Source organism: Cupriavidus sp. P-10, assembly GCF_003402535.2.
In the GTDB taxonomy this organism is placed as follows: domain Bacteria; phylum Pseudomonadota; class Gammaproteobacteria; order Burkholderiales; family Burkholderiaceae; genus Cupriavidus.
This window is the reverse complement of record NZ_AP025172.1, coordinates 1,179,940-1,206,420: the sequence shown is the minus strand read 5'-3', so window position 1 is coordinate 1,206,420 and position 26,481 is coordinate 1,179,940. Positions and strand designations below refer to the sequence as shown.

Annotated in this window: 23 protein-coding genes and 3 pseudogenes; 22 read left to right on the top strand and 4 right to left on the bottom strand. The window is 62.2% G+C overall.

From position 1 onward, the window contains the following. The first annotated feature begins 6 nt into the window (after window positions 1-6). From CTP10_RS35505 to CTP10_RS35455, 11 genes are all read left to right on the top strand, one after another. Window positions 7-1,140: an ABC transporter substrate-binding protein gene (locus CTP10_RS35505; RefSeq protein WP_233528335.1), complete on the top strand. Its 1,134-nt coding sequence runs from the start codon at window positions 7-9 to the stop codon at window positions 1,138-1,140. A gap of 236 nt (window positions 1,141-1,376) precedes the next feature. After that, window positions 1,377-2,369 carry an ABC transporter substrate-binding protein gene (locus CTP10_RS35500; protein WP_116322499.1) on the top strand — a complete coding sequence of 331 codons (993 nt, stop codon included), beginning with the start codon at window positions 1,377-1,379 and terminating at the stop codon, window positions 2,367-2,369. Window positions 2,370-2,404: 35 nt separating this feature from the next. Beyond that, a complete protein-coding gene (locus tag CTP10_RS35495) occupies window positions 2,405-3,004 on the top strand; it encodes a nuclear transport factor 2 family protein (RefSeq protein WP_116322498.1) in 600 nt (199 codons plus the stop codon). Between the two features lie 134 nt (window positions 3,005-3,138). Next, window positions 3,139-4,962 (top strand): amidohydrolase, encoded by a 1,824-nt coding sequence (locus tag CTP10_RS35490; protein WP_411860274.1) that lies wholly within the window; start codon window positions 3,139-3,141, stop codon window positions 4,960-4,962. Window positions 4,963-5,001: 39 nt separating this feature from the next. Next, on the top strand, window positions 5,002-5,445 hold the full coding sequence (locus CTP10_RS35485) for a DoxX family protein (RefSeq protein WP_116322496.1): 444 nt from the start codon (window positions 5,002-5,004) through the stop codon (window positions 5,443-5,445). 74 nt (window positions 5,446-5,519) lie between these two features. Continuing rightward, window positions 5,520-6,155: a c-type cytochrome gene (locus tag CTP10_RS35480; protein WP_158577725.1), complete on the top strand. Its 636-nt coding sequence runs from the start codon at window positions 5,520-5,522 to the stop codon at window positions 6,153-6,155. 67 nt (window positions 6,156-6,222) lie between these two features. Next, complete coding sequence (locus tag CTP10_RS35475; RefSeq protein ID WP_116322494.1) at window positions 6,223-6,840, top strand: flavodoxin family protein; 618 nt, start codon at window positions 6,223-6,225, stop codon at window positions 6,838-6,840. Window positions 6,841-6,848: 8 nt separating this feature from the next. Continuing rightward, the gene (locus CTP10_RS35470; protein ID WP_116322493.1) at window positions 6,849-7,769 is read left to right on the top strand and encodes a branched-chain amino acid ABC transporter permease; all 921 of its coding nucleotides are present in this window, start codon (window positions 6,849-6,851) and stop codon (window positions 7,767-7,769) included. Beyond that, window positions 7,769-8,791: a branched-chain amino acid ABC transporter permease gene (locus CTP10_RS35465; RefSeq protein ID WP_116322492.1), complete on the top strand. Its 1,023-nt coding sequence runs from the start codon at window positions 7,769-7,771 to the stop codon at window positions 8,789-8,791. Before CTP10_RS35470 ends, CTP10_RS35465 begins: the two co-directional genes overlap by 1 nt. Next, window positions 8,788-9,555, top strand: a complete 768-nt coding sequence (locus CTP10_RS35460) for an ABC transporter ATP-binding protein (protein ID WP_116322491.1) — start codon at window positions 8,788-8,790, stop codon at window positions 9,553-9,555. Before CTP10_RS35465 ends, CTP10_RS35460 begins: the two co-directional genes overlap by 4 nt. Continuing rightward, entirely contained in the window at window positions 9,552-10,271 is a 720-nt protein-coding gene (locus CTP10_RS35455; RefSeq protein WP_116322490.1) for an ABC transporter ATP-binding protein, read from the top strand. Before CTP10_RS35460 ends, CTP10_RS35455 begins: the two co-directional genes overlap by 4 nt. Here the strand turns inward: CTP10_RS35455 and CTP10_RS35450 are convergent. Next, window positions 10,268-10,777, bottom strand: coding sequence for a MarR family winged helix-turn-helix transcriptional regulator (locus CTP10_RS35450; RefSeq protein WP_199414689.1), 510 nt, complete (start codon window positions 10,775-10,777; stop codon window positions 10,268-10,270). The two genes, CTP10_RS35455 and CTP10_RS35450, sit on opposite strands and share 4 nt — an antisense overlap. A 205-nt stretch (window positions 10,778-10,982) precedes the next feature. Between CTP10_RS35450 and CTP10_RS35445 the strand changes: the two genes are divergently transcribed. The 8 genes and pseudogenes from CTP10_RS35445 to CTP10_RS35410 all read left to right on the top strand — a co-directional run. Then, window positions 10,983-12,596: an FAD-dependent oxidoreductase gene (locus CTP10_RS35445; protein WP_233528334.1), complete on the top strand. Its 1,614-nt coding sequence runs from the start codon at window positions 10,983-10,985 to the stop codon at window positions 12,594-12,596. After that, complete coding sequence (locus CTP10_RS35440; protein WP_116322487.1) at window positions 12,584-13,456, top strand: intradiol ring-cleavage dioxygenase; 873 nt, start codon at window positions 12,584-12,586, stop codon at window positions 13,454-13,456. Before CTP10_RS35445 ends, CTP10_RS35440 begins: the two co-directional genes overlap by 13 nt. An 11-nt stretch (window positions 13,457-13,467) precedes the next feature. Beyond that, on the top strand, window positions 13,468-14,538 hold the full coding sequence (locus CTP10_RS35435) for a maleylacetate reductase (protein WP_116322486.1): 1,071 nt from the start codon (window positions 13,468-13,470) through the stop codon (window positions 14,536-14,538). Window positions 14,539-14,559: 21 nt separating this feature from the next. Beyond that, window positions 14,560-14,972: pseudogene (locus CTP10_RS35430) on the top strand (Rieske 2Fe-2S domain-containing protein); the annotation flags it as partial. A gap of 29 nt (window positions 14,973-15,001) precedes the next feature. Continuing rightward, complete coding sequence (locus CTP10_RS35425) at window positions 15,002-15,382, top strand: hypothetical protein (RefSeq protein WP_233528346.1); 381 nt, start codon at window positions 15,002-15,004, stop codon at window positions 15,380-15,382. A 384-nt stretch (window positions 15,383-15,766) separates the two neighbouring features. Further along, window positions 15,767-16,081 carry an NIPSNAP family protein gene (locus CTP10_RS35420; RefSeq protein ID WP_116322485.1) on the top strand — a complete coding sequence of 105 codons (315 nt, stop codon included), beginning with the start codon at window positions 15,767-15,769 and terminating at the stop codon, window positions 16,079-16,081. 293 nt (window positions 16,082-16,374) lie between these two features. Beyond that, entirely contained in the window at window positions 16,375-17,466 is a 1,092-nt protein-coding gene (locus CTP10_RS35415; RefSeq protein ID WP_116322484.1) for a porin, read from the top strand. Window positions 17,467-17,788: 322 nt separating this feature from the next. Further along, a pseudogene (locus CTP10_RS35410) lies at window positions 17,789-19,087 on the top strand (DUF4158 domain-containing protein); the annotation flags it as partial. 160 nt (window positions 19,088-19,247) lie between these two features. On the opposite strand, the pseudogene CTP10_RS35405 reads toward CTP10_RS35410, so the two are convergent. Further along, window positions 19,248-19,493 (bottom strand): annotated as a pseudogene (locus CTP10_RS35405) (tyrosine-type recombinase/integrase); the annotation flags it as partial. Window positions 19,494-19,785: 292 nt separating this feature from the next. On the opposite strand from CTP10_RS35405, the gene CTP10_RS35400 reads away from it, so the two are divergent. The 3 genes from CTP10_RS35400 (at window position 19,786) to CTP10_RS35390 (ending at window position 23,037) form a co-directional block, all read left to right on the top strand. Beyond that, the gene (locus CTP10_RS35400) at window positions 19,786-20,850 is read left to right on the top strand and encodes an SMP-30/gluconolactonase/LRE family protein (protein WP_233528333.1); all 1,065 of its coding nucleotides are present in this window, start codon (window positions 19,786-19,788) and stop codon (window positions 20,848-20,850) included. A gap of 179 nt (window positions 20,851-21,029) precedes the next feature. Then, entirely contained in the window at window positions 21,030-21,920 is an 891-nt protein-coding gene (locus tag CTP10_RS35395) for a c-type cytochrome (RefSeq protein ID WP_233528332.1), read from the top strand. A 37-nt stretch (window positions 21,921-21,957) separates the two neighbouring features. Next, entirely contained in the window at window positions 21,958-23,037 is a 1,080-nt protein-coding gene (locus tag CTP10_RS35390; RefSeq protein ID WP_233528331.1) for a YncE family protein, read from the top strand. 126 nt (window positions 23,038-23,163) lie between these two features. On the opposite strand, the gene ppc is transcribed toward CTP10_RS35390, so the two are convergent. Further along, window positions 23,164-26,109 (bottom strand): phosphoenolpyruvate carboxylase, encoded by a 2,946-nt coding sequence (gene ppc, locus CTP10_RS35385; protein ID WP_271815975.1) that lies wholly within the window; start codon window positions 26,107-26,109, stop codon window positions 23,164-23,166. Window positions 26,110-26,159: 50 nt separating this feature from the next. Beyond that, window positions 26,160-26,393, bottom strand: coding sequence for a hypothetical protein (locus CTP10_RS35380; RefSeq protein WP_116323244.1), 234 nt, complete (start codon window positions 26,391-26,393; stop codon window positions 26,160-26,162). Window positions 26,394-26,481: the final 88 nt, after the last annotated feature.

The following is a 26,481-nucleotide window of genomic DNA, read 5'->3' as shown; positions in this document are numbered from 1 at the left end:
GCAATGATGATTGCCGGCATCGCCCCGGCGGCGATGGCGGACGTCAAAGTCGGCTTCCTGGCGACCCTGTCGGGACCGAGCGCCGATGTCGGGCGCGACCAGGTCGACGGCTTTAGCCTGGCGCTCGATCAGTTATCCGGCAAGCTGGGCGGCGTCGCCGCCTCGGTCACCAAGGAGGATGACCAGCAAAAGCCCGAGGTGGCGATGAATGCGCTTGCCAAGCTGATCGACAGGGACAAGGTCGACCTGATCGTTGGAATGACTTTCGCCAACATTATGATGGCGATGCAGAACCGCATTGCCTCGACCGATCTGCCGTTCATCGGCACCGTCGCCGGTCCGTCCCCTGTGGCTGGCAGCCAGTGCAAGCCCAACCAGTTTGTGATGTCCTGGCAGAGCGACGTGCCGGCAGAGGCAGTCGGCAAGTATCTCGAGGACAAGGGCATCAAGCGCGTCAGCACGTTGACGCCGAACTTCGTCGGCGGCAAGGACAAGATCCAGGGCCTGAAGCGCTACTACAAGGGGGAGATCGTCGATGAGATCTACACCCCGCTCAATCAGCTCGATTTTTCCGCTGAGCTGACCCAATTGTCGGTGTCCAAGCCGCAAGCGGTCTATGCCTTCTATCCGGGCGGGATGGGCGTTACGTTTGTCCGGCAGTTCCAGCAGGCCGGGCTGCAGACCAAGATTCCTCTGCATACTTCCAATACCATCGAAGGCGCCGCCGCGGACGCGATGAGCGCGGCGGCGGCTGGCGCCATCGTGGGCGATACCTGGGCACCCGGCGCGCCCAATCCGCAATCAAAGCAGTTTGTCGCGGCTTTCGAGAAGCGCTACGGACGCACGCCGTCGCCTTACGCGGCGTTTAGCTACGACGCAGCGATGCTGCTCGATGCGGCCATCCGCACCCTCAAGGGCAATGCCGCCGACCACAAGGCGCTGACGGCAGCAATCAAGAATGCGCAATTCAAGTCGGTACGGGGCGACTTCAAATTCGGCAAGAACAACTTCCCAGTACAGAACTACCACATCTACCAGGTAGCCAAGGGCGCGGCCGGCCGGCCCGAGTTCAAGCTGCTGGCGGCCGATGTATTGAAAGAGCATACGGACGCCTACGCGGGGCAGTGCAAGCCCAAATAGGAAGGTCTGAAACCGGAGCACACCGTTGTCAGGAGGCAGCCTCGAGGTCCCCTCCATCGGGGACGCTTTGCCTGAGTTCTCAAATAAAAGGCATATCGCGAACGGCGGTGCGCTCAACCTCTCGGGTATTGTCAGCGACGTGGCCAGCAACACGGTGGCGGCTGGATCGCAAATCGGCCTGATGATTGACTTGCGCCACTTCCTCTAAATCCGCTGCTTGCCGAGGAGGCAATTTCATGAATTGCATCAAGAGAATCGCGTTGACGTTGGTGCTGGCGTGTATCGCCGGCATATCCGCGGCGGCCGAAAGGCCGATTGAACTCATCATATTCCCTGGCGGTTCCAACTGGCCGCTGTGGGTGGCCCAGGACAAGGGCTTCTTCACGGTGGAAGGCGTAGCCGTGAACGTGACGCCCACCCCCAGTTCGGTGTTCCAGATGACAAATCTGATCGACGGAAAATTCGATATCGCCATGACCGCCGTGGACAACCTGATCGCCTATCGCGAAGGGCAGGGCGAAGTGTCCGGCAAGGTCGGCGCGGACCTGGTCGCTGTCATGGGCGGGGACCGCGGTTTTCTCAAGTTGGTTGCAGCACCTGGTGTGGAATCCATTGCCGGCCTGCGCGGTAAGACGGTATCGGTGGATGCCAAAAGCTCAGGATACGCAGCGGTCCTGTTCGAACTGCTGGCGCGGGCCGGCGTGGGCGAGGCCGATTACAAGGTCGAACGCGTCGGCGGCGTCCTGCAGCGATTTCAAGCACTGATGGAAGGCAAGCAGTCGGCCACCTTGTTGGTCTCGCCGTTCGAATTACAGGCACAGGCGCGCGGATTCAAAGTGCTTGAATCGGTGTCGGACCGCTTGGGCGCCTACCAAGGGGCGGTCGCCGGCGTACGTCTGGGTTGGGCCCAGCAAAACCAGGCGCGGTTGGAAAGCTTCATCCGCGCTTATGTGAAAGGGGTCGAGTGGCTGTATGACCCGGCGAACAAGGCGGAAGCGCTGCGGCTGTTCCTGGAGCGCATGCCAAACAGCAATCCGGCGATGGCGGAGGCGGCGTTCAAGGTATTGGTGAATGAGAAAAGCGGGTTCCAGCGCCGGGCTGCCCTCGACCCGGCCGGTCTGGAGCAGGTGCTGAAACTGCGTAGCAAGTGGGGCGTGCCCAGCAAGGAAATGGGCAGTCCATCGAAGTACTACGACCGCAGCTATTACGACCGGGCTACCGGCCACTGACTTCTATCAATCAGGCTGTAACAAGGATAGTTGCAATGACTGATGAACTATTGGACCGTCTGGCGATTCGCGATTTGGTGGAGAACTGGGCACTGTGGCGCGACGCGGGCGACTGGGAACGCTTTGCCACTACCTGGCATGACGATGGCGTGATGATGGCGACCTGGTTCCAGGGTCCGGCAAAGGAATTTATTCGCGTGACCCAGGAGGGCTGGGCCAAGGGTGTGAGCATCCTGCATTTTCTAGGTGGGACTGCGATCGAACTGGCCGGCCAGCGCGCCATTGTGCAGACCAAGATGACCATCTCGCAGCGCGCGGACGTCGATGGCGTGCCGTGCGATGTGGTGTGCACGGGCCGCTTCTATGACTTCGTCGAGAAACGCGACGGCCGCTGGGGTGTCGTGCTGCGACAGCCGATCTACGAGAAAGACCGCATCGATCCGCTGCAGCCTGGGGCCGGACTCGAACTGGACGCCGTGCAGCTGGCGCAGTACCCCGCAGGCTATCGGCATCTGGCCTATATCCAGACCCGCATCGGCTACAACGTCAAGCGCGATATGCCGCAGCTTACCGGCCCCGAGGTCGAGGCGCTATACCAGCGCGGCCGGACCTGGCTGAGCGGCGAAGCGCTCTGACAGCACATTGCCAATTTCAACCGAGGTTTGAAGGAGACAACATGGATCGCAGGGAATTTCTGGTCAAGGCTTCAGCCGCCGCCAGTATTTCTTTGTCCGGTTGCGTCAGCGTGCAAAGTGCCAATGAAGCCGACATGATCCTGCGCGACGGCAGGATCTATACGCTCGACGGCCACAACAGCATCGTATCGTCGATTGCCTTGAAGGGCGGCAAAGTGCTCGCGGCAGGTAGCGATGCCGAGACCGCCCGCTTGCAAGGACCAGGAACCCGCGTCGTTAACCTCGCCGGTCGCGTCGTGATACCTGGCCTGAACGACTCGCACATGCACCTGATCAACGGAGGGCTGCAATACAACCTGGAAGTCCGCTGGGACGATGTGCCCTCGCTGGTAGATGCATTGCGAATTCTGCGCGAGCAGGCGCAGCGCACGCCGCCGGGACAGTGGGTACGTGTGCTCGGCGGCTGGTCGGAATTCCAGTTTGCCGAGCAGCGCATGCCGACGATCGCGGAACTGAATGCAGTCTCACCGGACGTGCCGGTCATGGTGCTGCATTTCTACGATACCGCATTGCTGAACAAGGCTGCGGTGCAGGCGCTCGGCTATGGTAGGGATACGCCCCAGCCCCCGGGCGGCGAAATCGTGAAGGATGCGCAAGGCGAGCCGACGGGTGTGATCCTGGCCAAGCCCAGTATGTTCTCGGTCTATTCCGCCATGCGCCGCGCGCCGCAATTGGGACCGCAAGCGCGCCTGAACTCGATGCGCCAGTTCATGCGTGAGCTGAATCGGTTGGGCATCACCAGCGTGAGCGATGGTGGTGCCGACAATAACTTGGCCGACTATGTCCTGATGAAGGAACTGGCGCAGGGCCGGCACATGACCGTGCGGCTGGCCTGCAGCATGTTCAGCTTCTCGCCCGGTAAGGAATATGCAGACTTCGAATCCTGGATCAAACAGGTCAAGCTGAGCGACGATCCGTTTTACAAGATCTATGGCATGGGCGAGATCTTGACCTTCTCTGCCTTCGATTCCGCAAACTTCATTCTGCCCCGGCCCGACTTGCAGCCTACGGCAGAAAAGGATTTCGAAAAGGTGATCCGCTTGTTCGTGGAGAAGGGCTGGCCGTTCCGCTTCCACGCGACGTATGACGAATCGATCAGCCGGCTGTTGGGCGTGCTGGAGAACGTGCACCGCGATGCGCCGCTGGGGAAAGTGCGCTGGATTCTGGATCACGCCGAGATTATCAGCAAGCGCAATATCGACCGCGTAAAGGCATTGGGCGGCGGGATCGCGGTGCAGGATCGCCTGTACTTCCAGGGCGAGAGCTTCATCCGGCGTTACGGCGAAGGGGCGGCCAGGCGCGCCTCGCCGGTGATGGACATGCTCAAGGCCGGCATACCGGTGGGCGCGGGTACCGATGCGACCCGCATCGCCAGCTATAACCCGTGGATTTCACTGTACTGGTTCGTCAGCGGTAAGACCGCAGGCGGCACCCAGCTGGTCGGCGCAGCCAACCGTCTCGACCGACTCGAAGCGCTGCGCCGCTACACGGTTGGCAGCGCCTGGTTCTCCGGCGAGGAAAAAGTAAAAGGGACGCTGGAGCCGGGCAAGTTCGCGGACCTCGTGGTGCTGTCGGAAGATTACTTTGCGGTGCCGGAAGAACGTATCAAGAAGATCGAGTCGGTGCTGACTGTCATGAACGGGCAGGTGGTGTATGCCAAAGGGCCATTCAGGCCGCTGGCGCCGCCGGACTTGCCGTATGACCCCGCATGGTCACCGGCGGCGGTGGCGCGCGCGGACGAGGGCAGTTATCTGGGGACGGCGCTGAAGAGCAGTAACCATGGCTGCGGCCACGTGCACGGCAATGGCGATTTCTGCGGCGGCGTCAGTCATAACCACGGCTGGATCCAGGGCGATGGAGGGGTATGGACGCTGAGCTGCAACTGCATGGTGGTCTAGGCCAGCCAGAGGACAGGCTGAAACGTGAAGGAGTAAGACATGGAAGAACGTGATTTGATCAGTAACTGCGGTGCATTGATGGGGCGGCTCCTTATCGGCACCGTCTATATCGCGAGCGGCATCGGGCTTGTGGGATCGTTCCACGGCGTCACTGCAATGATGACCGGTAGGGGCATACCGCTACCCATGCTGGCCCTTTGCCTCACGATTGCGGTATGGTTTGTCGGCGGTATCTGCGTCATTCTCGGCTGGCAGTTCCGGCCTGCCGCCTCGGTGCTTTTCGTGGTCAGCGTTCCGGTGGTGGTTGGTATCCACTGGCCGTGGAGTGCCGGCATGAAGGCATTTCCGGATGAATTGAACCACTTCATGCAAGGGCTGGCAATGCTGGGCGGACTGGCGTATCTGGCAGCGTTCGGGCCCGGCAGGTTTTACATTGGACGGACCCGCCGCAATGCACAGTTCGACGTTATGGAGGCGAGGTGAGAGCGGCGCTGCCATGGCTGCTGATTCTCGCTGAATCGGCAGTCGCGAGCCCAGCCATGGCAGGACCGGATGGCATGGCGATCGAAGCCAGGACCATCGCGGCCTACAACCAGGCCAGCTTTGGCGACCGGCAGGGTGATGTTGCCAAGGGCCAGCGCATCGTCATGCAGGCCTGCGCCCAATGCCACGGCGCTCAGGGAAATGCCGTCAGCAGTACGTTTCCGAATCTTTCCGCGCAATTGTCCAGCTACCTTGTGGCGCAATTGATGCTGTTCAAAACAGGCGAGCGCAGAAGTCCGATCATGCAACCCGTCGCCCAGAACCTGAGCGCCAGCGACATGCTGGACGCCGCAGCCTATTATTCGTCGCAGGCGCCCGGCAGGCCCTATGCGTCCAACAATGCGGAACTGCTGGCGCACGGCGAAAAACTGTACCGCGAGGGGGATTCACAGCGTGGTATCCCGGCATGCATCCATTGTCATGGCATGACTGGCAGTGCGATCGCGCCAATCTTTCCAAGGATAGGCGGTCAGTCGCCGGACTATCTCGAATTCGTGCTGGGCGTTCTCAAAACCAAGCGCTTTGTCATCCACGAAGCGTATGTGATGAAAGCCATTCTCACGAACTTCACGCCGGAGGATATCAAGGCGGTGTCGACCTATACATCGACACTGACCGCCGCCAAACCGGAGAATGGGCGCCGACCGTAAGCGATCAAGGCGCTGCCGGCGTTTACACCTTGACCCATCTATAGATTGAAAGAAAGGACCGCTATTCATGACCACCATCGCTATTGTCTTCCACTCCGGCTACGGGCACACCAAGCGGGTTGCCGAACATGTACGGGCCGGCGCCGCATCGGCCAATGCGACCGTCGAACTCATCGCCATCGATAGAGTAGGCAACATTCCCGAGGCCGCGTGGGAAACGTTAAAGAATGCCGACGGCATGATCTTCGGCTCCCCCACCTACATGGGCAATGTGTCCTGGCAATTCAAGAAGTTTGCTGACGCATCCAGCAAGACCTGGTTCAGGAAAGAATGGAAGGGCAAGGTCGCAGCTGGCTTCACCAATTCGGCCAGCCTGAATGGTGATAAGGGATCGACCATTTCCTACCTGGCGACCTTTGCCGCCCACCACAAGATGCTCTGGGCTGGAACCGACATGCATCCGTCCGCCGAGAAGACGTCGACCCGCGACGACATCAACCATCTGGGCGGCTATCTTGGCTTGCTGGTGGCGACGCCTGGCGACGCCTCAGTCGAAGAGATGATCCCCGGCGACCTTAAGACGGCGGAGGTGTTCGGCGCGAACGTCGCAGCGGTGGTGAAGCGGCTGGCGCCAACCCTGCCTGCCCATGCAGACGCCGCCCGGATCCAGTGTGCCGCGCAATAGGAACAGTCATGAGTATCAGCTTGATCCTTCCACAATTACTGAACGGGCTGCAGTTCGGGATACTCCTGTTCCTGCTGGCGGCCGGCCTGACGCTGGTGTTCGGCATCATGAGTTTCGTGAACCTGGCGCATGGTTCGTTGTACATGCTCGGCGCGTATTTTGCGGCGGCGGCGTTCCAGCAGACCGAGTCGTTCACGGTTGCCGTGCTGGCGGCCGTGGGCGGCTGCGCTGTGCTGGGCGTGGTGCTGGAGCGGATCGCCGTCTCGCGCCTGTACAGCCGCGACCACCTCGATCATGTGCTGGCGACCTTCGGCATGGTGCTGTTCTTTAACGAAGCAGCCCGCATGATCTGGGGCCCGCAACCGCACTTCCTGCCGGTGCCGGCCGCCCTCGAAGGCACGATCGATCTGTTCGGCGCGAGCTATCCGGCCTACCGCTTCGCCATCATCGCGGTCGGCCTGGCGGTGGCGGTTGGCGCGCACTACCTGATGCACCGCACCCGGCTCGGCATGCTGATCCGCGCCGGAGCCGTCAATCCGGCAATGGTCGGTGCGCTGGGCGTGAACATCCAACTGCTCAATGCGCTGCTGTTCGCGCTGGGTGCCGCGATGGCCGGGCTTGCCGGCGTCATGGCCGCGCCCGTCCTGTCAGTGCAGACCGGCATGGGCGAGCCGGTGCTGGTCACCACGCTGGTGGTGATCGTGATCGGCGGCATCGGCTCCGTCAGCGGCGCCTTCTATGCCGCGCTGATCGTCGGGGTGGTCGACACCCTGGGGCGCGCCTTCCTGCCGACCTTGCTGCGCGAGCTGATGAGCCGCGACCTCGCCAATGCGGCGGGGCCGGCGCTGGCTTCGATGATGATTTATGTCCTGATGGCGCTGGTGCTCGCATTCCGCCCCGAGGGCCTGTTCCCCGCCAGGAGAAAATAATGCAAGCCAAACTATCCGCGTTTCGGATTTCCGTGGCGGTGCCGCTGCTGCTGTTCGCGGTACTGGTCCTGCTTCCCTTTGTCGCGCATGCGCTGGAGCAGCCGTTTTATGTCACTTTCGTCGCGCGCATCATCGTCTATGCGATCGCTGCCACCGCGCTCAATCTCGCGCTGGGCTATGGCGGCCTGGTCAGCCTGGGCCATGCGCTGTTTTTCGGGCTGGGCGCGTACAGCGTCGCGATCCCGGCGTTCTACGGCATCGACAGCGGATGGGTCCATCTGGCGGTCTGCGTCGTCACCTGCGGCCTGGTTGGTCTGGTCACCGGCGCGATCAACCTGCGCACCACAGGCATCGCCTTTATCATGATCACGCTGGCGTTCGCACAGATGGGCTATTTCGTCTTCGTCAGCCTGAAGCATTACGGCGGCGACGACGGCACCACGATCCTAGCCACCTCGAAGTTCTTCGGACTTGACCTGGGCCAGCCGGATACCGTCTACGCGTTCTCGCTGGCCGTGCTTGCGCTCCTGACCTGGTGGATGGCGCGATTGCGCGTGGCCCCCTTCGGCATGGTGCTGCGCGGCGCAAAGCGCAACGCCCGGCGCATCAATGCGATCGGCCTGCCGGCACGGCAATACCAGCTGTCTGCCTATGTGCACTCGGCCATCCTGTGCGGCATCGCCGGCATGCTGCTGGCCAACCTGAACGCGTTTGCGTCGCCCAGTACCCTGTCATGGATGGTGTCGGGCGATCTGATCGTGATGGTGGTACTGGGCGGTATCGGCACGGTGTACGGCGCGCTGCTAGGTGCCTTTGCCTTGCTTGGGCTTGAAGAGGTGATCAAGCTGTTCACCGAACACTGGATGGTGGTGTTCGGCCCGCTCATCGTGCTGATGGCGCTGCTCGGCAAGGCCGGCCTGGTTGGCCTCCTGGAAGGAATCGAAGCACGTCTGGCGCAAACGCACGGCCGGCCCCGAGGCAGAGCCGCCGTGGTGCAAGCCAAGTCGGAGGGACAATCATGAGCGCCAACCTGTTGCGAACAGAAGCGCTGGTCAAGCGTTATGGCGGCTTGCTGGTCACGGACCACGTGTCGATGGATATCCGGGCCGGCGAACTGCATGCCATCATCGGCCCCAACGGCGCCGGCAAGACCACGCTGATCAACCAGCTGTCGGGCGAACTGTCTTCCAGTGAGGGCAGGGTGCTGTTCTCCGGCACGGACATGAGCGCGCTCCCGACACACCGGCGCGCGCGGATGGGCTTGCTGCGTTCCTACCAGATCACGTCCGTCTTTGAGGAGTTCACCGTGCGCGAAAACGCCGTGTTGTCCGCGCTGGGTGCGCAGGAACATGGGTTCCGCTTCTGGCAACCGATGCTCGGCCGCACGCTGCTGGTCGAGGCGGCCGAAGCCGCGCTGCAGGCCACCGGCATGGCGGGGCGGGCCGATGTCCCCGCTGCCGATCTCGGCTATGGGGAGCGGCGCCAGCTGGAACTGGCCATGGCGCTCGCGGCGCAACCGAAGTGCCTGCTGCTCGATGAGCCGATGGCGGGTATGAGCCCACAGGAATCGGGCGCGGTGGTCGAACTACTGAAAAGTCTGAAAGGCCGCTATTCGATCCTGCTGATCGAGCACGACATGGAAGCGGTATTTGCGCTGGCAGACCGCATCACAGTGTTGGTCTACGGGAGAGTGATGTTTACCGGCACTCCGGACCAAGTCAGGGAGAACCCGGCAGTCAAGGCCATCTATCTCGGTGAAGAAGATATTAAGGAGTGCACCTCATGACTAGCTTGCTCAACGTGCAGAATGTGCAGGCCTCCTATGGGCATGCGCAGGCACTCTTTGGCGTCTCGTTCAATGTCAAGGCGGGTGAAGTCGTTACGCTACTCGGGCGCAACGGCATGGGGCGTTCCACCACGATCAAATGCCTGTTCGGCCTGTTGCCCGTCAAATCGGGCGCGATCCGGTTCGCCGGCCGCTCGGTCGATTCGCTGGCATCGCATCAGATTGCGCGGCTGGGGCTGGGCCTGGTGCCGGAAGGCCGCCAGGTGTTTCCCAACCTGACGGTGGAAGAAAACCTGGTGGCGACGGCGCGGGCCAGCCGGGAGCACGAGTCGTCCCGCAAGAAGTGGACGCTGGAGCGGGTGTACGGCTTCTTCCCACGCCTGAAGGAGCGCCGCGGCAACCTGGGGTGGCAGTTGTCCGGCGGCGAGCAGCAGATGCTGGCGATCGGGCGCGCTCTGATGACCAATCCGCGCTTGCTGGTTCTGGACGAGGCCACCGAGGGACTGGCGCCCATCATCCGCGCGGAAATCTGGAACGCCCTGAGCGAACTGAAATGCGAAGGCTTATCGCAAATCGTGATCGACAAGAATGTCGGCGCGCTGCTGAGGTTTGCCGACCGACACTTCGTGATGGAAAAGGGAAAGGTCGTGTGGAGCGGCAGCTCGGACGCCTTGCGTAACGAACCGGACATCATTCATCAGTATCTGGGAGTCTAGTCGCGCAAGATATCCTCGTCCGCCCCAAACTGCGCCAGGCCTTGCTTGAGCAGCTTGAAGGTTGTCGCACCCAATTCGTCCTGCATTTCATGCTCGGCTTGCTTGATGGCGATCTCAAAGGATTCAAGCCAGGCCAGCCCAGCATTAGTGAAATGCACGATGCGGGCACGCTTGTCATCCGGGTCCGGAATGCGTTCTATCAGGCCGATTTCCTCAAGCTGGCCGATTAGCTCGCCCACGGATTGTTTGGTGATGTCGGCCCGCTTCGCAATCTCCGTCGCGCGCGTGCCACCCACATCCAGATTGCGGGTTATCGACATCTGGCTCAAGGTGAACTCGCCATAGCCAGCTTCGGCCATCAATTCCAACACACGCTTTTCAAAGCGCTGGGTCGCCATATTCAACAGCCGGCCGATGTTGCTTTTGCGCCATTCATATGCAGCCGCACTGGTGGCCGGGGACTCCGTCTTTTTCGTGTTCTTTCTTTCTGCCGTCATGTTTTGCATTAAATACCCGCCGTGAACCGGCGCCAATTGACAATCGTACCCGCTTCCGCCCTTGACCATGTAGTCAGACTACCTTACTATCGTATTTAAGTAAGGAAGCCTTACCAGTTTCCCTGCGACTCTCTACATCAGATAGTGAAACGAGGTCTATATGCTGCCAGTCAAAAGCTCAGTTGTGATCATTGGAGGAGGCCCCTGCGGGCTGATGCTCGCGAACGAATTAGGGCGACGCGGGATAGCAGCGGTGCTGGTGGACGAAAAGCCCGGCACCGCTTTCAACCCGCAGGCCAACGCCACGCAGGCGCGGACGATGGAGCATTTCCGGCGCCTGGGTTTTGCCGATGAAGTAAGAAACCTGGGCTTGCCTGCCGACTATCCGACGGATATCGCGTACTTCACGCGCTTCTGCAAGCACGAGATCGGCAGGTTCGAACTACCGTCGGCGAAACAAGCGAGGGAGAAGGTCAACGGCCTGGCGGGCTCCTGGAGCACGGCTGAATTGCCACATCGCGTGTCGCAGAAATACGTCGAGGCGGTGTTACGCAAGCAGGCAGAGTGCCTCCCTGGCGTGTCGGTCAACTATGGCTGGCGCATGAACGGCTTCCGGCAGCTAGATACCCATGTCGAAGTCGACGTCGAGCGCGTCGAGGACGGACTGCGGCAGACGTTGACCGCCAGCTACATGGTGGGCGCCGACGGCCCGCGCAGCAAGACACGCGAGGCACTGGGCCTGTTCTATACCGGAGAGACCGGGGTGATCCGGGACTTCATGGGCGGCCGCATGTACGCCATTTATGCCCGCTGCCCGGAACTGTACCGCGCCAGCCCCCACCCCCGGGCGTGGATGAATGTGTGCTTCAACACCGAACGCCGGGCCTTTATGGCGGCCGTGGATGGCAAGGGCGAATTCGCCTTCCATACGCAGCTCCAGCCGCATGAAGTCGAGACCGAGCTGACTGAAGACGACGCCCGCCGCATGTTCCAGGCCGCCGCCGGCGCCCCGGTCGAGGTGGAGATTCTTTCGCGCGGGTCGTGGACCGCCGGCCACTCGCTGGTCAGCAATCGTTTCCGCTCAGGACGCGTGTTCCTGGGCGGCGATGCAGTGCACCTGTTCACGCCAGCCGGCGGGCTGGGCTATAACACGGCGATCGAGGACGCGGTCAACCTCGCCTGGAAACTCGCCGCCGTCATCAAGGACAAGGCCGCGGCCACGCTGCTAGACACCTATGAGGCGGAACGCCAGCCGATTGCCAAACGCAATACGAGTTACGCCAAAACTTTTGCCGATTCGCTGGGGCTGTTCAAGCCAGTTTCGGAGATTGAAGAAGATAGTCTTGCGGGCGCGCGCGCCCGGGAACAGGCCGGGCATTATTTCCGGGCACATGGCCGCGCCGAATTCAATATTCCAGGCGTCACCTTCGGCGGCCGCTATGACGGTTCCGCCGCCATCGTCTCGGACGGCACAGTGCCGCCACCCGACAAGGCAAACGAATATATCCCGAGCGCCTGCCCCGGCGGCCGTCCGCCCCACTTGTGGTTGGCGGATGGCAGTTCGCTGTTTGACGCGTTTGGCTTTGAATGGACCTTGTTGGTCCTGGGGGCCGATGAGGCAGGCGGCAACGCCATGGTTGAGGAAGCCGAGCGCAGAAAGATCGACCTTAAGGTAACCACCCTGCAGGTTGCCGAAGCGCGGGCGTTGTACGAAGCGGACTTTGCGTTGATACGGCCGGACCAGATTGTCGCCTGGCGCGGCAATTCCTGCGCCCGGGCGAAAGAAATTTTCCATCAAATCTTAGGCGAGCCACCATGCAAAATTTGAACGAAGACACGATTACACACGCAGTCATCGAGCAAATCGCCCACACGCCGAACCCGCGCCTCAAGCGGATCCTGACTAGCCTTGTCCAGCATCTGCATAACTTCGCGCGCGAAGTGGAACTGTCCGAAGACGAATTGATGACAGCGATCCAGTTCCTAACGCGGTCCGGGCAGATGTGCAGTGACAAGCGCCAGGAGTTCATCCTTCTGTCGGATACGCTCGGCTTGTCGACGCTGGTGATGGCCATGAATAACCGCAAGCCGCCGGCATGCACGGAGTCGACCGTGTTCGGTCCTTTCCATGTCGAGAACGCGCCGGTTTTCCCGCTCGGCGCCGACGTTGCCAACGGCGCCAAGGGCGAGCCGTGTTTCGTGTCCGGGGTGATACGCGGCGTGGACGGCGAGCCGGTGCCGCATGCGCGTATCGAAGTATGGCAAGCGGACGAGGACGGCTACTATGACGTTCAATATGCCGGCCTGGGCAAGTTCCAGGGGCGCGGCGTCCTGTGCGCCGACCAGGATGGACGTTACTACTTCCGTTCCATTGTGGCCGAGCCTTATCCGATTCCACACGATGGTCCGGTCGGAGACATGCTGCGCGCGACAGAACGGCATCCGTGGCGGCCGGCTCACCTGCATTTCTTGATCAAGCAGACGGGCTACCAGACCCTGATCACCCATATTTTCCGCAAGGGCGGTACCTATCTCGATTCGGACGCGGTGTTTGGCGTTCGCTCCACGCTGATCGCCGACTGGCTGCGCCATGAACCTGGTCGTGCGCCCGACGGTTCGATCATGGAAGTCCCCTTTTACACGCTCGAGTACGACTTCGTGCTCAATCCGGCAAAGAAGGATAGCTGAAGGAGAGTCAGATGTTGGAGTTCACCTATGAAAGCCGCATCCCGCGCATAGTGTTCGAACCAGGTGCGCTGCGGCATCTGCGGAGGGAAGTGGAACTGCTCGGAACCACCAAGGCCCTGGTACTGTCGACGCCTGACCAGGTGCGGCACGCCGAGATGGTGGCGGGAGAGTTGGGCCAGCGCTGCGCCGGCATCTTTGCCAAGGCGGTGATGCATGTGCCGATCGAAACGGCGCGGGCAGCGCGCGACGAGGCGCGCCGCATCGGCGCGGACTGCGCCATCGCCATCGGCGGCGGTTCCACCATCGGCCTGGGAAAAGCTATCGCTCTCGAATCGGGGCTGCCCATCCTGGCGATACCAACCACCTATTCCGGCTCGGAAGTCACACCGATCTACGGCGTCACCGAAGCCGGCATCAAGAAAACCGGCCGGGACCCGTGCGTGCTGCCGCAAACCGTGCTCTACGATCCGGAACTGACCACGACGTTGCCATTCTCGCTTTCGGTGACCAGTGGCATCAATGCGATCGCGCATGCCGCCGAGGGGCTGTATGCGCAGGATTGCAACCCGATCATGGAACTGCTGGCGATAGAGGGCATCCGCGCGCTGGCCCAGGGATTGCCCAAGCTGAAGGACAACCCGGGCGACATCGAAGGCCGTGGCAAGTGTCTGTACGGGGCATGGCTGTGCGGCACGGTGCTGGGCAACGTCGGCATGGCTCTGCATCATAAGCTCTGCCACACGCTGGGGGGCACCTTCAATCTGCCGCATGCCGAAACCCATACCATTATCCTGCCGCACGCGCTGGCCTATAACGCACCCGCCGTTCCCGCGGTCATGTGCCGCATCGCACTTGCCATCGACGCGGAAGACGCTGCCACCGGGCTGTGGCAGTTGGCAAAAAGCCTAGGTGCCCCGGTCGCGCTGCGCGACATCGGCATGAAGCAGGAAGACTTAGCCCGGGCGGTGGAATTGGCGGCCACGGCCGCCTACCCCAATCCGCGGCCATTGGAGGTGGATGCGTTGCGAGGCCTGCTGGAACGCGCATACACCGGTCAGCCTCCCTTGATACTCGAGGAGTAAAGCCCATGTTCCTGAAATGCCGAAGGCAAGGTCGTCGCACTGGAAGATTTCTGCCCACACCGGGGCGCGCCGCTGTCACTGGGCTTTTTGCGCGACGGTAAGCTGGTCTGCGGTTATTACGGCCTCGAAATGGAATGCGAAGGCAAGACCATCTCCATGCCGCTGCAGCGCGTCGGCGCTCTCCAAGCATCCGCAGTTTTCCCGTGGTGGAGCTCCATGGCTTCGTTCGGGTCTGGCCGGGCGATGCGGCGCAAGCCGATCCCGCGTTGATCCATCCGCTTGAATGGGCGGAGAGCCCGGATTAGGGCTATGGCGGCGGACTGTATCACATCGGTTGCGACTCCCGCCTGATGATCGACAACCTGATGGACCTGACGCATGAGACCTATGTGCATTCCAGCAGCATCGGCCAGAGGGAAATCGACGAGACGCCGCGCGGCCCCACCCAGGGACGCATCTGTACGTGTGCGGACCCGCCGGCTTCATCGAGTATGTGACCTCGACCGCGAAGCAGAGTGGCTGGGCCAGCGGCAATGTGCATCTGGAATACTTGGGTGTCGGACCGCAGAACACGTCGGCGGATAGCGAGTTCGAGGTGAAGGTCGGCAGCAGTGGCAGGTGCTTTACGGTGCCGGCCAATAGGACCGTCGTGCCCGTGCTCGATACGGTATCGATGTTCCGCTCCCCTGCGAGCAAGGGGTATGCGGGACCTGCATCACGCAACTGCTGGATGGCGCGCCGGACCAGGGCTGTGTACTTCACCGACGATGAGCGCGCGAAGAACGATCAGGTCATACCGTGTTGTTCAAGGGCGAAGAGCAGCGTGCTGGTGCTGGATCTGTAAGGGGTCGCATGCGCCGGATAGACGCCCGCATAGTTCGATGATTGCCACGGTTCCCGAGAGGCATGCGATGCCTGCGCGAAGCCATTCGGTTTGCGGTACTTGGCCTTTTAGTGCCTTGCCGCCATGGGAACTCGACCAGGGTATTAAAAATGAAGCATAAGTTGGATTTATACAATGGTTTTACCTGTGACATCTGGATTTTGGAGGCCGGGCCGACAAGAATATGGTCAGGAGATATAGCGCAACCCCGTCGCTGAGTACCGCACCCTCATTTAATGCGCGCCTTGTTTTCGCGCATGCCTGAAGACGACATCCAAGTCGTCAATATTCTACTAATGACGACACCGCAAAAATCGTCCATCGCACTCAAAAGAAGCCATTGTCATGATTATTGAGCAACGCACCTACTCATTGAAGCCGGGCAAGGTACGAGAGTTCCTGTCCCTTTACGAAGCCGAGGGTCTGGCCATCCAAGCGGAGGCACTGGGTAACCTCCTGGGGTACTTCACCACGGAGACGGGGGAGCTGAATCGAGTTGTACAGCTGTGGGGTTTTGATTCGTTTGAAGAGAGAGTACACCGTCGGGCAACCCTCTCAGGCAAAGAGTCATGGCGCGCGTTCCTGGCCAAGGCTGGTTCACTCGTTATTGCGCAAAAGAATGAGATTCTTCTGCCAGCGCCGTTCTCTCCTATCCGGTGAAGGGCCAGGATGATTCGCTCACACAACCGGTTGGGCTCACCGTTACCGAACTGAAAGTCAGCGGGCGATGTACACGGACATCTTTCGCGTGAAGATATCCGATAGGGGCGGGGATATCCTTGCGTTCCCGCATAGTTCGGCTGGCGGCAATGACCAGATGATCGCATTGTCAAAAGTTCGCAGCTGGCTTGCACCACCTCAGGCCCGGTCGTGCGCTACCGCGAAGGGGCCGCGACAAACGAGTGGCTAATGTCCGCTAAAAACAAATAAAACCAAAATATGGAGGAGATAATATGAAAATTCGCACAATTGCGACAGCGCTCTTGACTGCAATCCCAGGCTTGGCCGGTGCGCAGAACGTGACACTATATGGCGTGGTCGACACAGGCGTCGCATTTGTCAATGGCGTAGGCTCGGCACGGAATACCGAGACGTTCATGCCGAACTTGACCGCTACCGTACCGTCGCGCTGGGGGCTACGTGGTAGCGAGGACCTGGGCGGGGGAAACAAGGCACTCTTCTGGCTGGAGTCTGGCTTTTCGCCAGATAGCGGCGCGGCAAATCAAGGCGGGCGGTTGTTCGGTCGCCAAGCGCTTGTAGGCCTATCCGGCGCGTGGGGCCAGGTGGCATTTGGACGTCAGTACACGATGCTGTTCTGGGCAATGGCGGAGCCTGACATGCTTGGGCCCAACATCTTCGGATCAGGTTCTCTCGACAGCTATATTCCGAACACGCGAGTAGACAATGCCATTTCCTACAAGGGTACTTTTGGCGGAGTGACAGTTGGGGCCACTTACAGCTTTGGGCGTGATGTGGTTAACGCCGGCCCAAGCCCAGCCGGTACGAATTGCGCCGGCGAAAACGCGGCGGATAGTCGTGCATGCCGGGAGTGGTCAGCGCTGATCAAGTATGACGCTCAGCGTTGGAGTGTAGGAGTGGCCTACGATTCTCTGCGAGGCGGTCCCGGTGCGTTCGGTGGCCTCACGAACAGTTCACTGACCGACGACCGGCTATCGGTGAACGGCTACTTCATGCTTGGCGATGCCAAGATTGGTGGAGGATGGCTTCGTCGCGATAATCGCGCAAGCACAACCCCACGCAGCGACATGTACTACGCAGGCGTTTCGTATCCGATCACAGCAGCATTCAGTGTGGACGCCGAGGCCTACCATCTCCGCTTCCACGATAGCCCCAATAAAGCATGGATGTTCGCCGGGCGCGGAACCTATGCCTTTTCGAAGCGTACTTCTGTTTACGGGACGGCAGGCTTTATTGACAACCGTGGAAACTTGGCATTGTCCGTCAACGGCGGCCAGGCTGGCACCAATCCGGGACCCGGCGGAAATCAATTCGGCGCAATGGTCGGTGTGAAGCACATTTTCTGAGGAGGCTCCTCGCCCAGAAGGCTTTGCATAACCCGATGCAGCAAGGCAGCGCCCTCGGTATCCGTCTAATCGCACTTGGACTCTGTTCAGAGTAGGCCTTGCAGAGCTCTGATTCAGTCTTGTCAGTCCGTAAAAAAGTCGATCCTGATGTCAGACACTTGCGGCGCCGCCGCTTCATCCAGAGCGTTATGACGGTCCTTGCTGCTGTTGAGGGCGAGCCGGGATAAAGCCCAAAAACCGGCTGGCTGGTGCAGGGCTACCAGAAGCGCTGCCCGTTCGCGATCGACTACCTGATCGACTTGGCCCGCGGCAGCCGCCACCGCCCGGTGAAGGGACAGAATTTGACCTACGGCAGTTTTTTCAACTCACCAGTGCTGACATCGCGGCAATACGGGAGCGGTTTCGGGCCGACAGATACGCCGCGGTCGGCCTACAACTCGTTTGCCTCCGGGCCTTCGGTCGACCGTTGGACCGGATTGCTGCCGTTCCGCGCAATCTCCTTCAGGACGTGTGCGAAGCTTTTTCCTTGCCGCTGTTGTCGATTGCCAGTCTGAAGACGCTGTACCAACGACGCCCGACGCTATACGAGCATCAGCAATGGGGCAAGGAGCACCTTGGCATCAAGCCGTTCGATGACACCAGCCAGGCCGCTTTGCTGGAAATGCTCCGCATGCAAGCTGCCGCAGCGGCAGACGTGGATGAGCTTGTCACCACCGCTCAGCGATGGCTCTACGATCGCTGCCGCCTCATTCCCGGCCAGCGCCAGATCACCGACATGGCAAGGCATGCATTTTCCGCCTACGAGGCGCAAATGCTCGCAGCGGTTAACCGCGCAGTGCCGGCGGCCACGCTGCAGCACTGCATGGAATCCGTCCGCAGTCGACGGGCTGACGGCTCTGCAACGCACCTCGAGTGGATCAAGGCGCCTTCCAGGCGCAACGGCCCCAAGAACCTCGCTGAAACGCTGGACAAGATCCGCTACCTGAAGTCCCTCGCTGTGCACGAGTGGAATCTGGATGACATCGCTTTGCCCAAACTGCGTGCCTATGCGCAGAAGGTGCAAGCAAGGCGTCCGGCCAAGACCAAAGCACTGAAGGAAAGCACCCAGGCGCTTGAACTGGTGTGCTTTCTACGGATGAGTTTGCTGGAACTCACTGATATCGCGATGCACCAGACCGGCCGACGCAGCCAGGATCTGTTCCGACGCGCGGCCAGCACGGCGCAGTCGACGCACACCCGCTCCGCCGTGGAAGACAGGCAGCAAGCGCTCAAGGCCAAGGCCGTCCTGCAAGAAACGAGCAAGGCGACCGAGCAGCGAGTGGATGAAGCCCTGAAGCACCTGGCCGTCGTCACCGACGCGGTGCATTCGAGCTTTGCGTCACACGTGCGCGCGGCGCTGACCGGTGACCATCAGCGGATTCACGCTCTACTGTCGGGCCTGGAAGGCCTGGAATTCGGCGGCAGGGAGGACGATCCCGGCTTTGCGAACCTCAAGGCATGGCGCGACCTGCAGACAAGGAAGCTCAATGCTCTGCCAGAAGACTTTACGGAAACCGGCGTTGGCGCGGCGTGGCATGACCTCGTCCATGATCCTGACCCAAAGCGCGGCTATCAGGCCTTCCCCCGCGGCAAAGATGAAGGTATTTCATCAATGCTTCCGCTATTGTTCAGTCCCGAGCCAGCACGTGCAAGTAGCATTCGCGTCGAAGCGGTGAGGATCAAGGGGGATTACTTTACGAATACCGTTTGAAGCAGCGGCTACGATACATTGAGGAGGTTGCTTATTTCTCAGTGCCCCAGCCGATCCGGTGCCGCTCCTGCGTGGCTTCATGGCGTGCATCCTCCTCGCTGTGCAGGTAGCCGCTTGTCGTCGACAACGAGCTGTGCCCGAAGTTGTCGCGCACAAAGCGCAGGTCGACTTGCTGGTCAGTCATGTGCGAGCCGGCGGTGTGGCACAGCCAGTGCGCCGAGGCGCTGGCCAGCACCGCGGTCTCCCATTCTGGTCCGCGCTCCCGCAGGCGCTCCGCCGTAGCGCTCTCCAATAAGTTATAACTAGCGGTTATCGCCCAATTCAAAAATGTGAATAGACAGTAATTGGAACGGCGGCAAAAATCTCCACAACAATTCGAATTCAAACAGGAGACAAGCATGCCAGCGACGCCCCGACCTGCGTGGGCGCGCGCTTCCCACTCCGCCGTCTTTTTCCTCAGACCAGCGCACAGAGGTCCACGCCCGGCAAGCTCCGGACGCACTCGCGGACCTGGCCGGCACACCTTCCCGGCATTCGTCTTCAACGACCAATAAAAAGGTAGCCAACCCATGATGTTGCGTCATCCTCATTGCCACCATTTGCATGCCGACGGGCGGTCTCGGCGGCGTTTCCTGGCGTTCTGCAGCGGCGCCGTATTGGCGACGCAGGCCGTTGCACTGGAGTCCGGCCCGCTGGCGGCCACGCGCCTGCCGGAGCCAGTTGTGCTTGACGAACGGTTCCGCGATTTGCTGCGGCCCGGACAGTTTCTGGAGAGGCTTGCGACCGGTTCGATCTGGAGCGAAGGGCCGGTATGGGTACCCCGTCTGCAGAGCGTGCTGTGGAGCGACATTCCCAACAACCGCATGCTGCGGTGGTCCGCGGCCGGCACGGAGGTGTTTCGCCAAACGGCGCAGTTCACCAACGGCCATACGCTGGACCTGCAAGGCCGGCTGGTGTCGTGCGAACACGGCCGGCGCTGCATCTCGCGCACCGAGGCTGACGGCAAGGTGGTCATCCTAGCCGACCGCTACCGTGGCAAGCGCCTTAACTCGCCGAACGACGTGGTGGTCAGGTCGGACGGCTCCATCTGGTTCACTGACCCAAGCTACGGCATTCTCAGCGACCGCGAGGGCTACAAGGCCGAGCAGGAGCAGTCTGGGCGCTACGTCTATCGCCTGGACCCGGTGACTGGCGCGCTCGAGATCGTCGCCGATGATTTCGTGCAGCCCAACGGGCTGGCATTTTCGCCGGACGAGTCGAAGCTGTATATCTCCGATACGTCGGCATCCCACGAGCCCGATGGCAATCATCACGTGCGCGTGCTGGATGTGGCGGCGAACGGCAGGCCGGGCAAGCGCCTCGCGGGCGGCGGCGTATTTGCCGTTATCTCGCCTGGATTGCCAGATGGCTTGCGCGTGGACACCGACGGCAGGGTCCTTATCACCGCCGAGGACGGTGTGCACGTGCACGCGCCGGACGGCACAGCTCTCGGGCGTATCACAGTGCCGGAGAAGACCGGCAACTGCACGTTTGGCAGTGCACCGGGTAGCACGGTGCGCAACCGGCTGTATATCGCCGCGTCGAGCTCCCTGTATGCCATTACGCTGAATACGACGGGCGCGGGGCACGCATGAAATTGTCGCGAATCTATCCTGCTCGATGGTGTGCCGCGGTATTGAGCGGTGCCGCAATGCTGCCAGGGGCGCCGGCGGCGGCGGATTTCTCCGCGCCGCGTGCGGGTGAGGTTGCCGATACCGCGCGCGCTACCCAGCTCCTCAAGCGCCACGCCGCGTTACCGGTGCGGCCATGGTTCGTGCCCGACGCGGCCACCATTCCGGCAGGTGAGGCCGGCAACGAGATCCGCCGCGGTAAGGCGCTCCTCGAGCAGACCGCGAGGTCAATCGGCCCCAATGCGCCGGATCCGGGCAAGCGGTTCGCCGGCAACAACCTCAACTGCGTACAGTGCCATGCCGCGGGTCCGTCCGGCCTGCCGGGCACCAAGCCGTACGCGCTGCCACTCGTCAACGTGGCTCATGAGTATCCGAAACTTGACGTCAAGTCGATGAAGGTGATCACGCTGCAGGATCGCATCGCCGGCATGGTGGGCAAGGGGCCGGTTGGCGGCATCCCCCCCGACAGCGCCGAGATGCGGGCAATCGTCGCGTACCTGAAATGGCTGGGCAGTGGCGGTAAGCCCGATACCCGCATGGCCAAGACGGGCTTGTACGAGGCGGCGCTGCCTTCCCGGCCAGCCAACACGAAGCGCGGCGAGCAGGTGTACCGCGCACAGTGCATCGCCTGTCATCAGCCCGATGGCACGGGCGTGAAGCAAGCCGATTTTGCGCGCGGTGGCGGTTACAGCTTTCCGCCCATCGCCGGCAACGACAGCTACGACGATGGCGGCCACATGGCCATGGTGCCGCTGATGACACGCTTCCTGCTGCTCAACATGCCTTATGGCGCCTCGGAGCAGAGTCGGAAACTAAGCCTGGACGATGCCTACGATGTGGCCGCGTATGTTGTGAACGAACTGCCGCGCAAGCACAACCCGGGGCGCGTCCAGTCGTATCCGAACGAGAACTTCAGGCCTGGCGGTTTCGTCATTCCTGAACAGTTTCCGGGGAGCCCGGCAGCGTACCAGCGTGCGCGCCTCGGGCCATTCGCCGACCCGCCAGCACTTGCGGTTTCCGCAGGCACGCGCTGACCGGGCACTCATCAGGCACCAAGGAAGGAGACTCACCATGCAATCCCTACCATCCATCACGCAGTCCACCCGTCCGGCACGCCGCCGTTTCCTGCAGCAGTGCGCCACGGGCGCGGCTGGCATTGGCCTGGCGGGACTGGGCACGCTGGCAGGACCCGCAGCGGCCAACCCGACGGTGACCCGCCCGCGCGAGATGCTGCTTCTGATCGAGAAGTCCGCCCATACTTTCAGCATCTACGACGCGGAGACGGGCGAGGTGGTCAGGCGCATACCGATGCCGGCGGGTGCCCTGTATCCGCACGAGTTCGTGGTGGACTCCAGCCGGCGCTATGCATACATCGGCCACTATGGCGTGCAGAATTCCGGCATCGAGGGCGTGGGCGGCAACCGCATCTTCGTGATCGACCTAAAGCAGATGGTCCACGTGCGCACTCTGCGCACTGATGCCTTCTATCGCATCCATGGCCTGGCCATGGATGACCAGGATCGTCTCTATGCTTTGTCGGAGACGCAGGGGGCAGTGCTGATCTTCGACGACCCGAGCCGCAGCGAGACGCCCAACCGGGCGGTGCCGACAGGGGGCTACAAGAGCCACCTGGTCGCGCTGACGCGCGACGGGAAGCAGGCGTTCTCGATGAACCTCCTGTCCAACACGGTGACCTACTTCAAGCCGCACGACCCGGCATTCGTGCCCGTCGTCATCAAGCCGGGCCGCAAGCCGGAGGGCAACTGCCTGTCGCGGGACGAACGTACGCTGTACGTCACCAACCGCAATGACAACACCGTGGTCGCCATCGACATTGCCACGCAAAAAATCACTGGCAGTGCCGCGACGGGCAAGGATCCGACGCGCGTGTACCTGGCACCCGACGGCAGGCTCTTTGTCTCGAACTACGGTGAGAACTCGATCTCGTTGTTCGATGCGGTGCTCAAGCCGGTCGGCCACATTGCCCTGCCCGCGCAACCGATCGCGGTCAGCTTCCATCCGCTTCGTCCGATGGCCTATGTCTCGCTCACCGACGACACGCTGGGAATGCTCGATCTTGCGACGCTGCGCTTTACGCGGTTCGTGAAGACGCTGGCAGAGCCGGACGTATCGATGGTGATCGTAGCCTGATGGCATGCCGCCTGCGCCGCTACGGCGGGCGAGGCGGCTTCCTGCAATCGCCGGTAGGAACGCTCATTTCTGAACACCACTGCACAGATCATCACCCCGGACGAGGACGAGGGCACCTATAGCCCCTCAGCCGCTGTTGCGCAGCCCTGCCGCCACCCCGTTGATGGTTAGGTGGATGCCGCGCCGGACGCGGATATCATCGCCATCCTTGCCCGCCCGGTAGCGCTTGAGCAGCTCCACCTGCAAGTGGTTCAGCGGATCCAGGTAGGCAAACCGGTTCTTGATCGAGCGCGCCAGCAGTGGGTTGTCCGCCAGCCGGTCCTGGTGCCCGGTGATCAGCGCGAGCATCTCGCTGGTCAGGTGCCATTCCTTGCTGATGCGGTTGAACACGGTGCGGCGCAGCGCCGCGTCATCGCACAGTTGTGCATAACGCGAAGCCACCGCCAGGTCGGTCTTGGCCAGCACCATGTCCATGTTGGACAGCAGCGTGGAGAAGAACGGCCACGTCTTGACCATGCGGCGCAGCGTGGTGACGGCGGACTTGCGCGCCTTGTCGTCCGGGGCGCGGTCCAGCAGCGCCTTCACCGCGCTGCCGAAGCCGTACCAGCCCGGCAGCAGCAGGCGGCACTGGCCCCACGAGAAGCCCCACGGGATCGCGCGCAGGTCTTCGATGCGGCGGTGCTTCTTGTCCATCAGCTTGCGCGAGGCCGGACGCGAGCCCAGGTTCAGGTCGGCGATCTCGGTGATCGGCGTGGTGGCGAAGAAGTAATCCTTGAAGCCCGGGGTCTCGTAGACCAGGTCGCGGTAGGCCGAGAAGGCGCGGTCGGACAGCTGCTGCATCACCGCCTCGAACATGTCGAGGTCCCTGGGCGCGTTCTGCTGCGGCAGCAGCGACGCTTCCAGCGTGGCCGCGACCACCGTCTCCAGGTTGCGCCGGCCGATCTCGGCGTTGGCGAACTTGCTGTTGATGATCTCGCCCTGCTCGGTCAGGCGGATCTGACCGTTGACCGTGCCCGGCGGCTGCGACAGGATCGCGTCGTAGGTCGGGCCGCCGCCGCGGCCGACGGTGCCGCCGCGGCCGTGGAACAGGCGCAGCTTGACCTTGCGCTCCTCGAACAGCTGCACCAGCGCCAGTTCGGCCTTGTACAGTTCCCAGGTGGAGGTCAGGAAGCCGCCGTCCTTGTTGGAGTCCGAGTAGCCAAGCATCACTTCCTGCTCGACGCCATGGTGCGCGATCACCGAATCGAAGCCCGGCAGGTCCAGCAGCGACTGCATGATGCCGGCGGCGTTGCGCAAGTCCTCGATGGTCTCGAACAGCGGGATCACCATCAGTTCCATGCGCGCCGGGTCGGTCTTGCTGCCCAGCGTGCCCTGCAGCATGCCGGACTCCTTCTGCAGCAGCATGACCTCGACCAGGTCCGACAGCGTCTCGGTGTGCGAGATGATGTAGTTGCGCGCGATGCGCTTGCCGTAGCGCTTGCGCAGCTCGCGCGCGGCGGCAAAGATTGCCAGTTCCTTGCGGGTCTGCTCGGAATACTCGTGCCACGGCAGCGTCAGCAGGCGCGGCTGGCGCAGCTCGGCCAGCAGCAGCTCTAGCTTGCGCTGCTCGGGCAGGGCGGCGTAGTCCGGAGCGATGCCGGCGGCGGCGAACAGCTCGGCGATGACCGCCTCGTGCACGTCCGACACCTGGCGCATGTCGACCGACGCCAGGTGGAAGCCGAACACGCCGATGGCACGCGCCAGCGCGTCGATGCGGGCGCCCGCCAGCGCCTGGCCGTGGTTTTCGCGCAGCGAGTCGATCACCACCTGCACGTCGGCGGCGAAGGTTTCGGCGCTGTCATAAGGCTCGGCCGGCGCCACCGGGCGGCGCGGCGCGGCGTGGCCGGTCAGCGTCTTGCAGGTGGCGGCCAGGCGCGCGTAGATGCCGATCAGCGCGCGGCGGTAGGGCTCGTCGGCACGGTGCTCGGAATGGTCGGGCGAGCGCTCGGCCAGCGCCAGCAGCTCAGGGCTGGCGTCGACCATCAGCGTCGACATCGACAGTTCCGCGCCCAGCGCATGGACTTCATCCAGATACCAGTCCAGGATCATCTGGGCCTGCTGGCTGGAGGCATGCTCCAGGGTCTCGGCAGTAACGTTGGGGTTGCCGTCGCGGTCGCCACCGATCCACGAGCCCATCTGCAGGAACGGCGCCAGCGGTGCCGGCTGCGTGCCAGGGGTGCCCTTGCGCTTGCGCGTGGTCGGGAACACTGCGGCGATATCTTCTTCCAGCTCCGTCATCAGCTGCGGGATGCCGCGCAGGAAGCAGGTGCGGTAGTAGGACAGCGCGTTGTCAATCTCGTCGGCCACCGTCAGGCGCGCGTCGCGCAGCATGCGGGTCTGCCACAGCGTGGTGACCTTGGCGTGCAACTGGGCGGTGTTGTGCTCGCGCTCGCGCGCGGTCGTCGGCAGGTCGCGCTCGGCCAGCAGGCGGGCGATCTCGCGCTCGGCGTCCAGGATGCTCTTGCGCTGGACTTCGGTCGGGTGCGCGGTCAGCACCGGCACGATCAGCGCCTCGTCCAGGAACTTGCGCAGTTGCTTGCCGGTGACGCCGGCGGCGTCGATCTTTTCCAGCGCGTGCTGCAGGCTGCCGGCCTGCGGCGGCGAGCCGGCCAGCGCGTGCACGCGGCGGCGGCGGTTGTGGTGCTGGTCCTCGGCGATATTGGCCAAGTGCGAGAAATAGCTGAACGCGCGCACCACCTGGTTGGTCTGGTCGCGCGACAGGCGCTTGAGCAGGCGGTCCAGCTCGGCGCCGGCGGCACGGTCGTTCTCGCGGCGGAAGCGCACCGCGGTCTGGCGGATGGTCTCGACCACCTCGAAGGCGGCGTCGCCTTCCTGCTCGCGCAGGCAATCGCCCAGCAGGCGGCCCAGGAAGCGGATGTCCTCGCGCAGCGGCAGGTCTTTTCCCGTGACGGCTTCGCTCGCGGGTGAGTCAGGGGCAGGATTCGAAACGGAGGTTCCGTTGAGGGCGTCCAGCTGCTCGGCTGGTGGTGGATTTCTTCGCTGGATCGCTGGACGTATTGCTTGCTGCGTCATGGGTGTATTCAAGTCGTCTGGGGTAAGGAAGAGCGATCCTCCTTCCCGTGTCAGGTGGGCGTCACCAGCTTCCAGTCGATTTCCGGCGGAAAGACGCCCCAGCTGCCGTCGGCGTGTCGAAAGAAAAAGATAGCCACCGGGTTGTCGGTTCGAGGCAGTTCGACACGCACACAATGATTTCTGCCCAGTCCTGAATGCAGGACGCGGCTTATCCGTAGCGATGGGATTGAAGCGCTGCCGAACCACTTCTCGACCAGAAACCTTAACGATGCTTGAGTCTGCACTTTCGTCTCCGCGGATTAGGGAAACCGCACCTGCACGAGGTCACCGCCGGCAGCGCGCAATACGTTTCCACGCCACCGGCGACCTCCC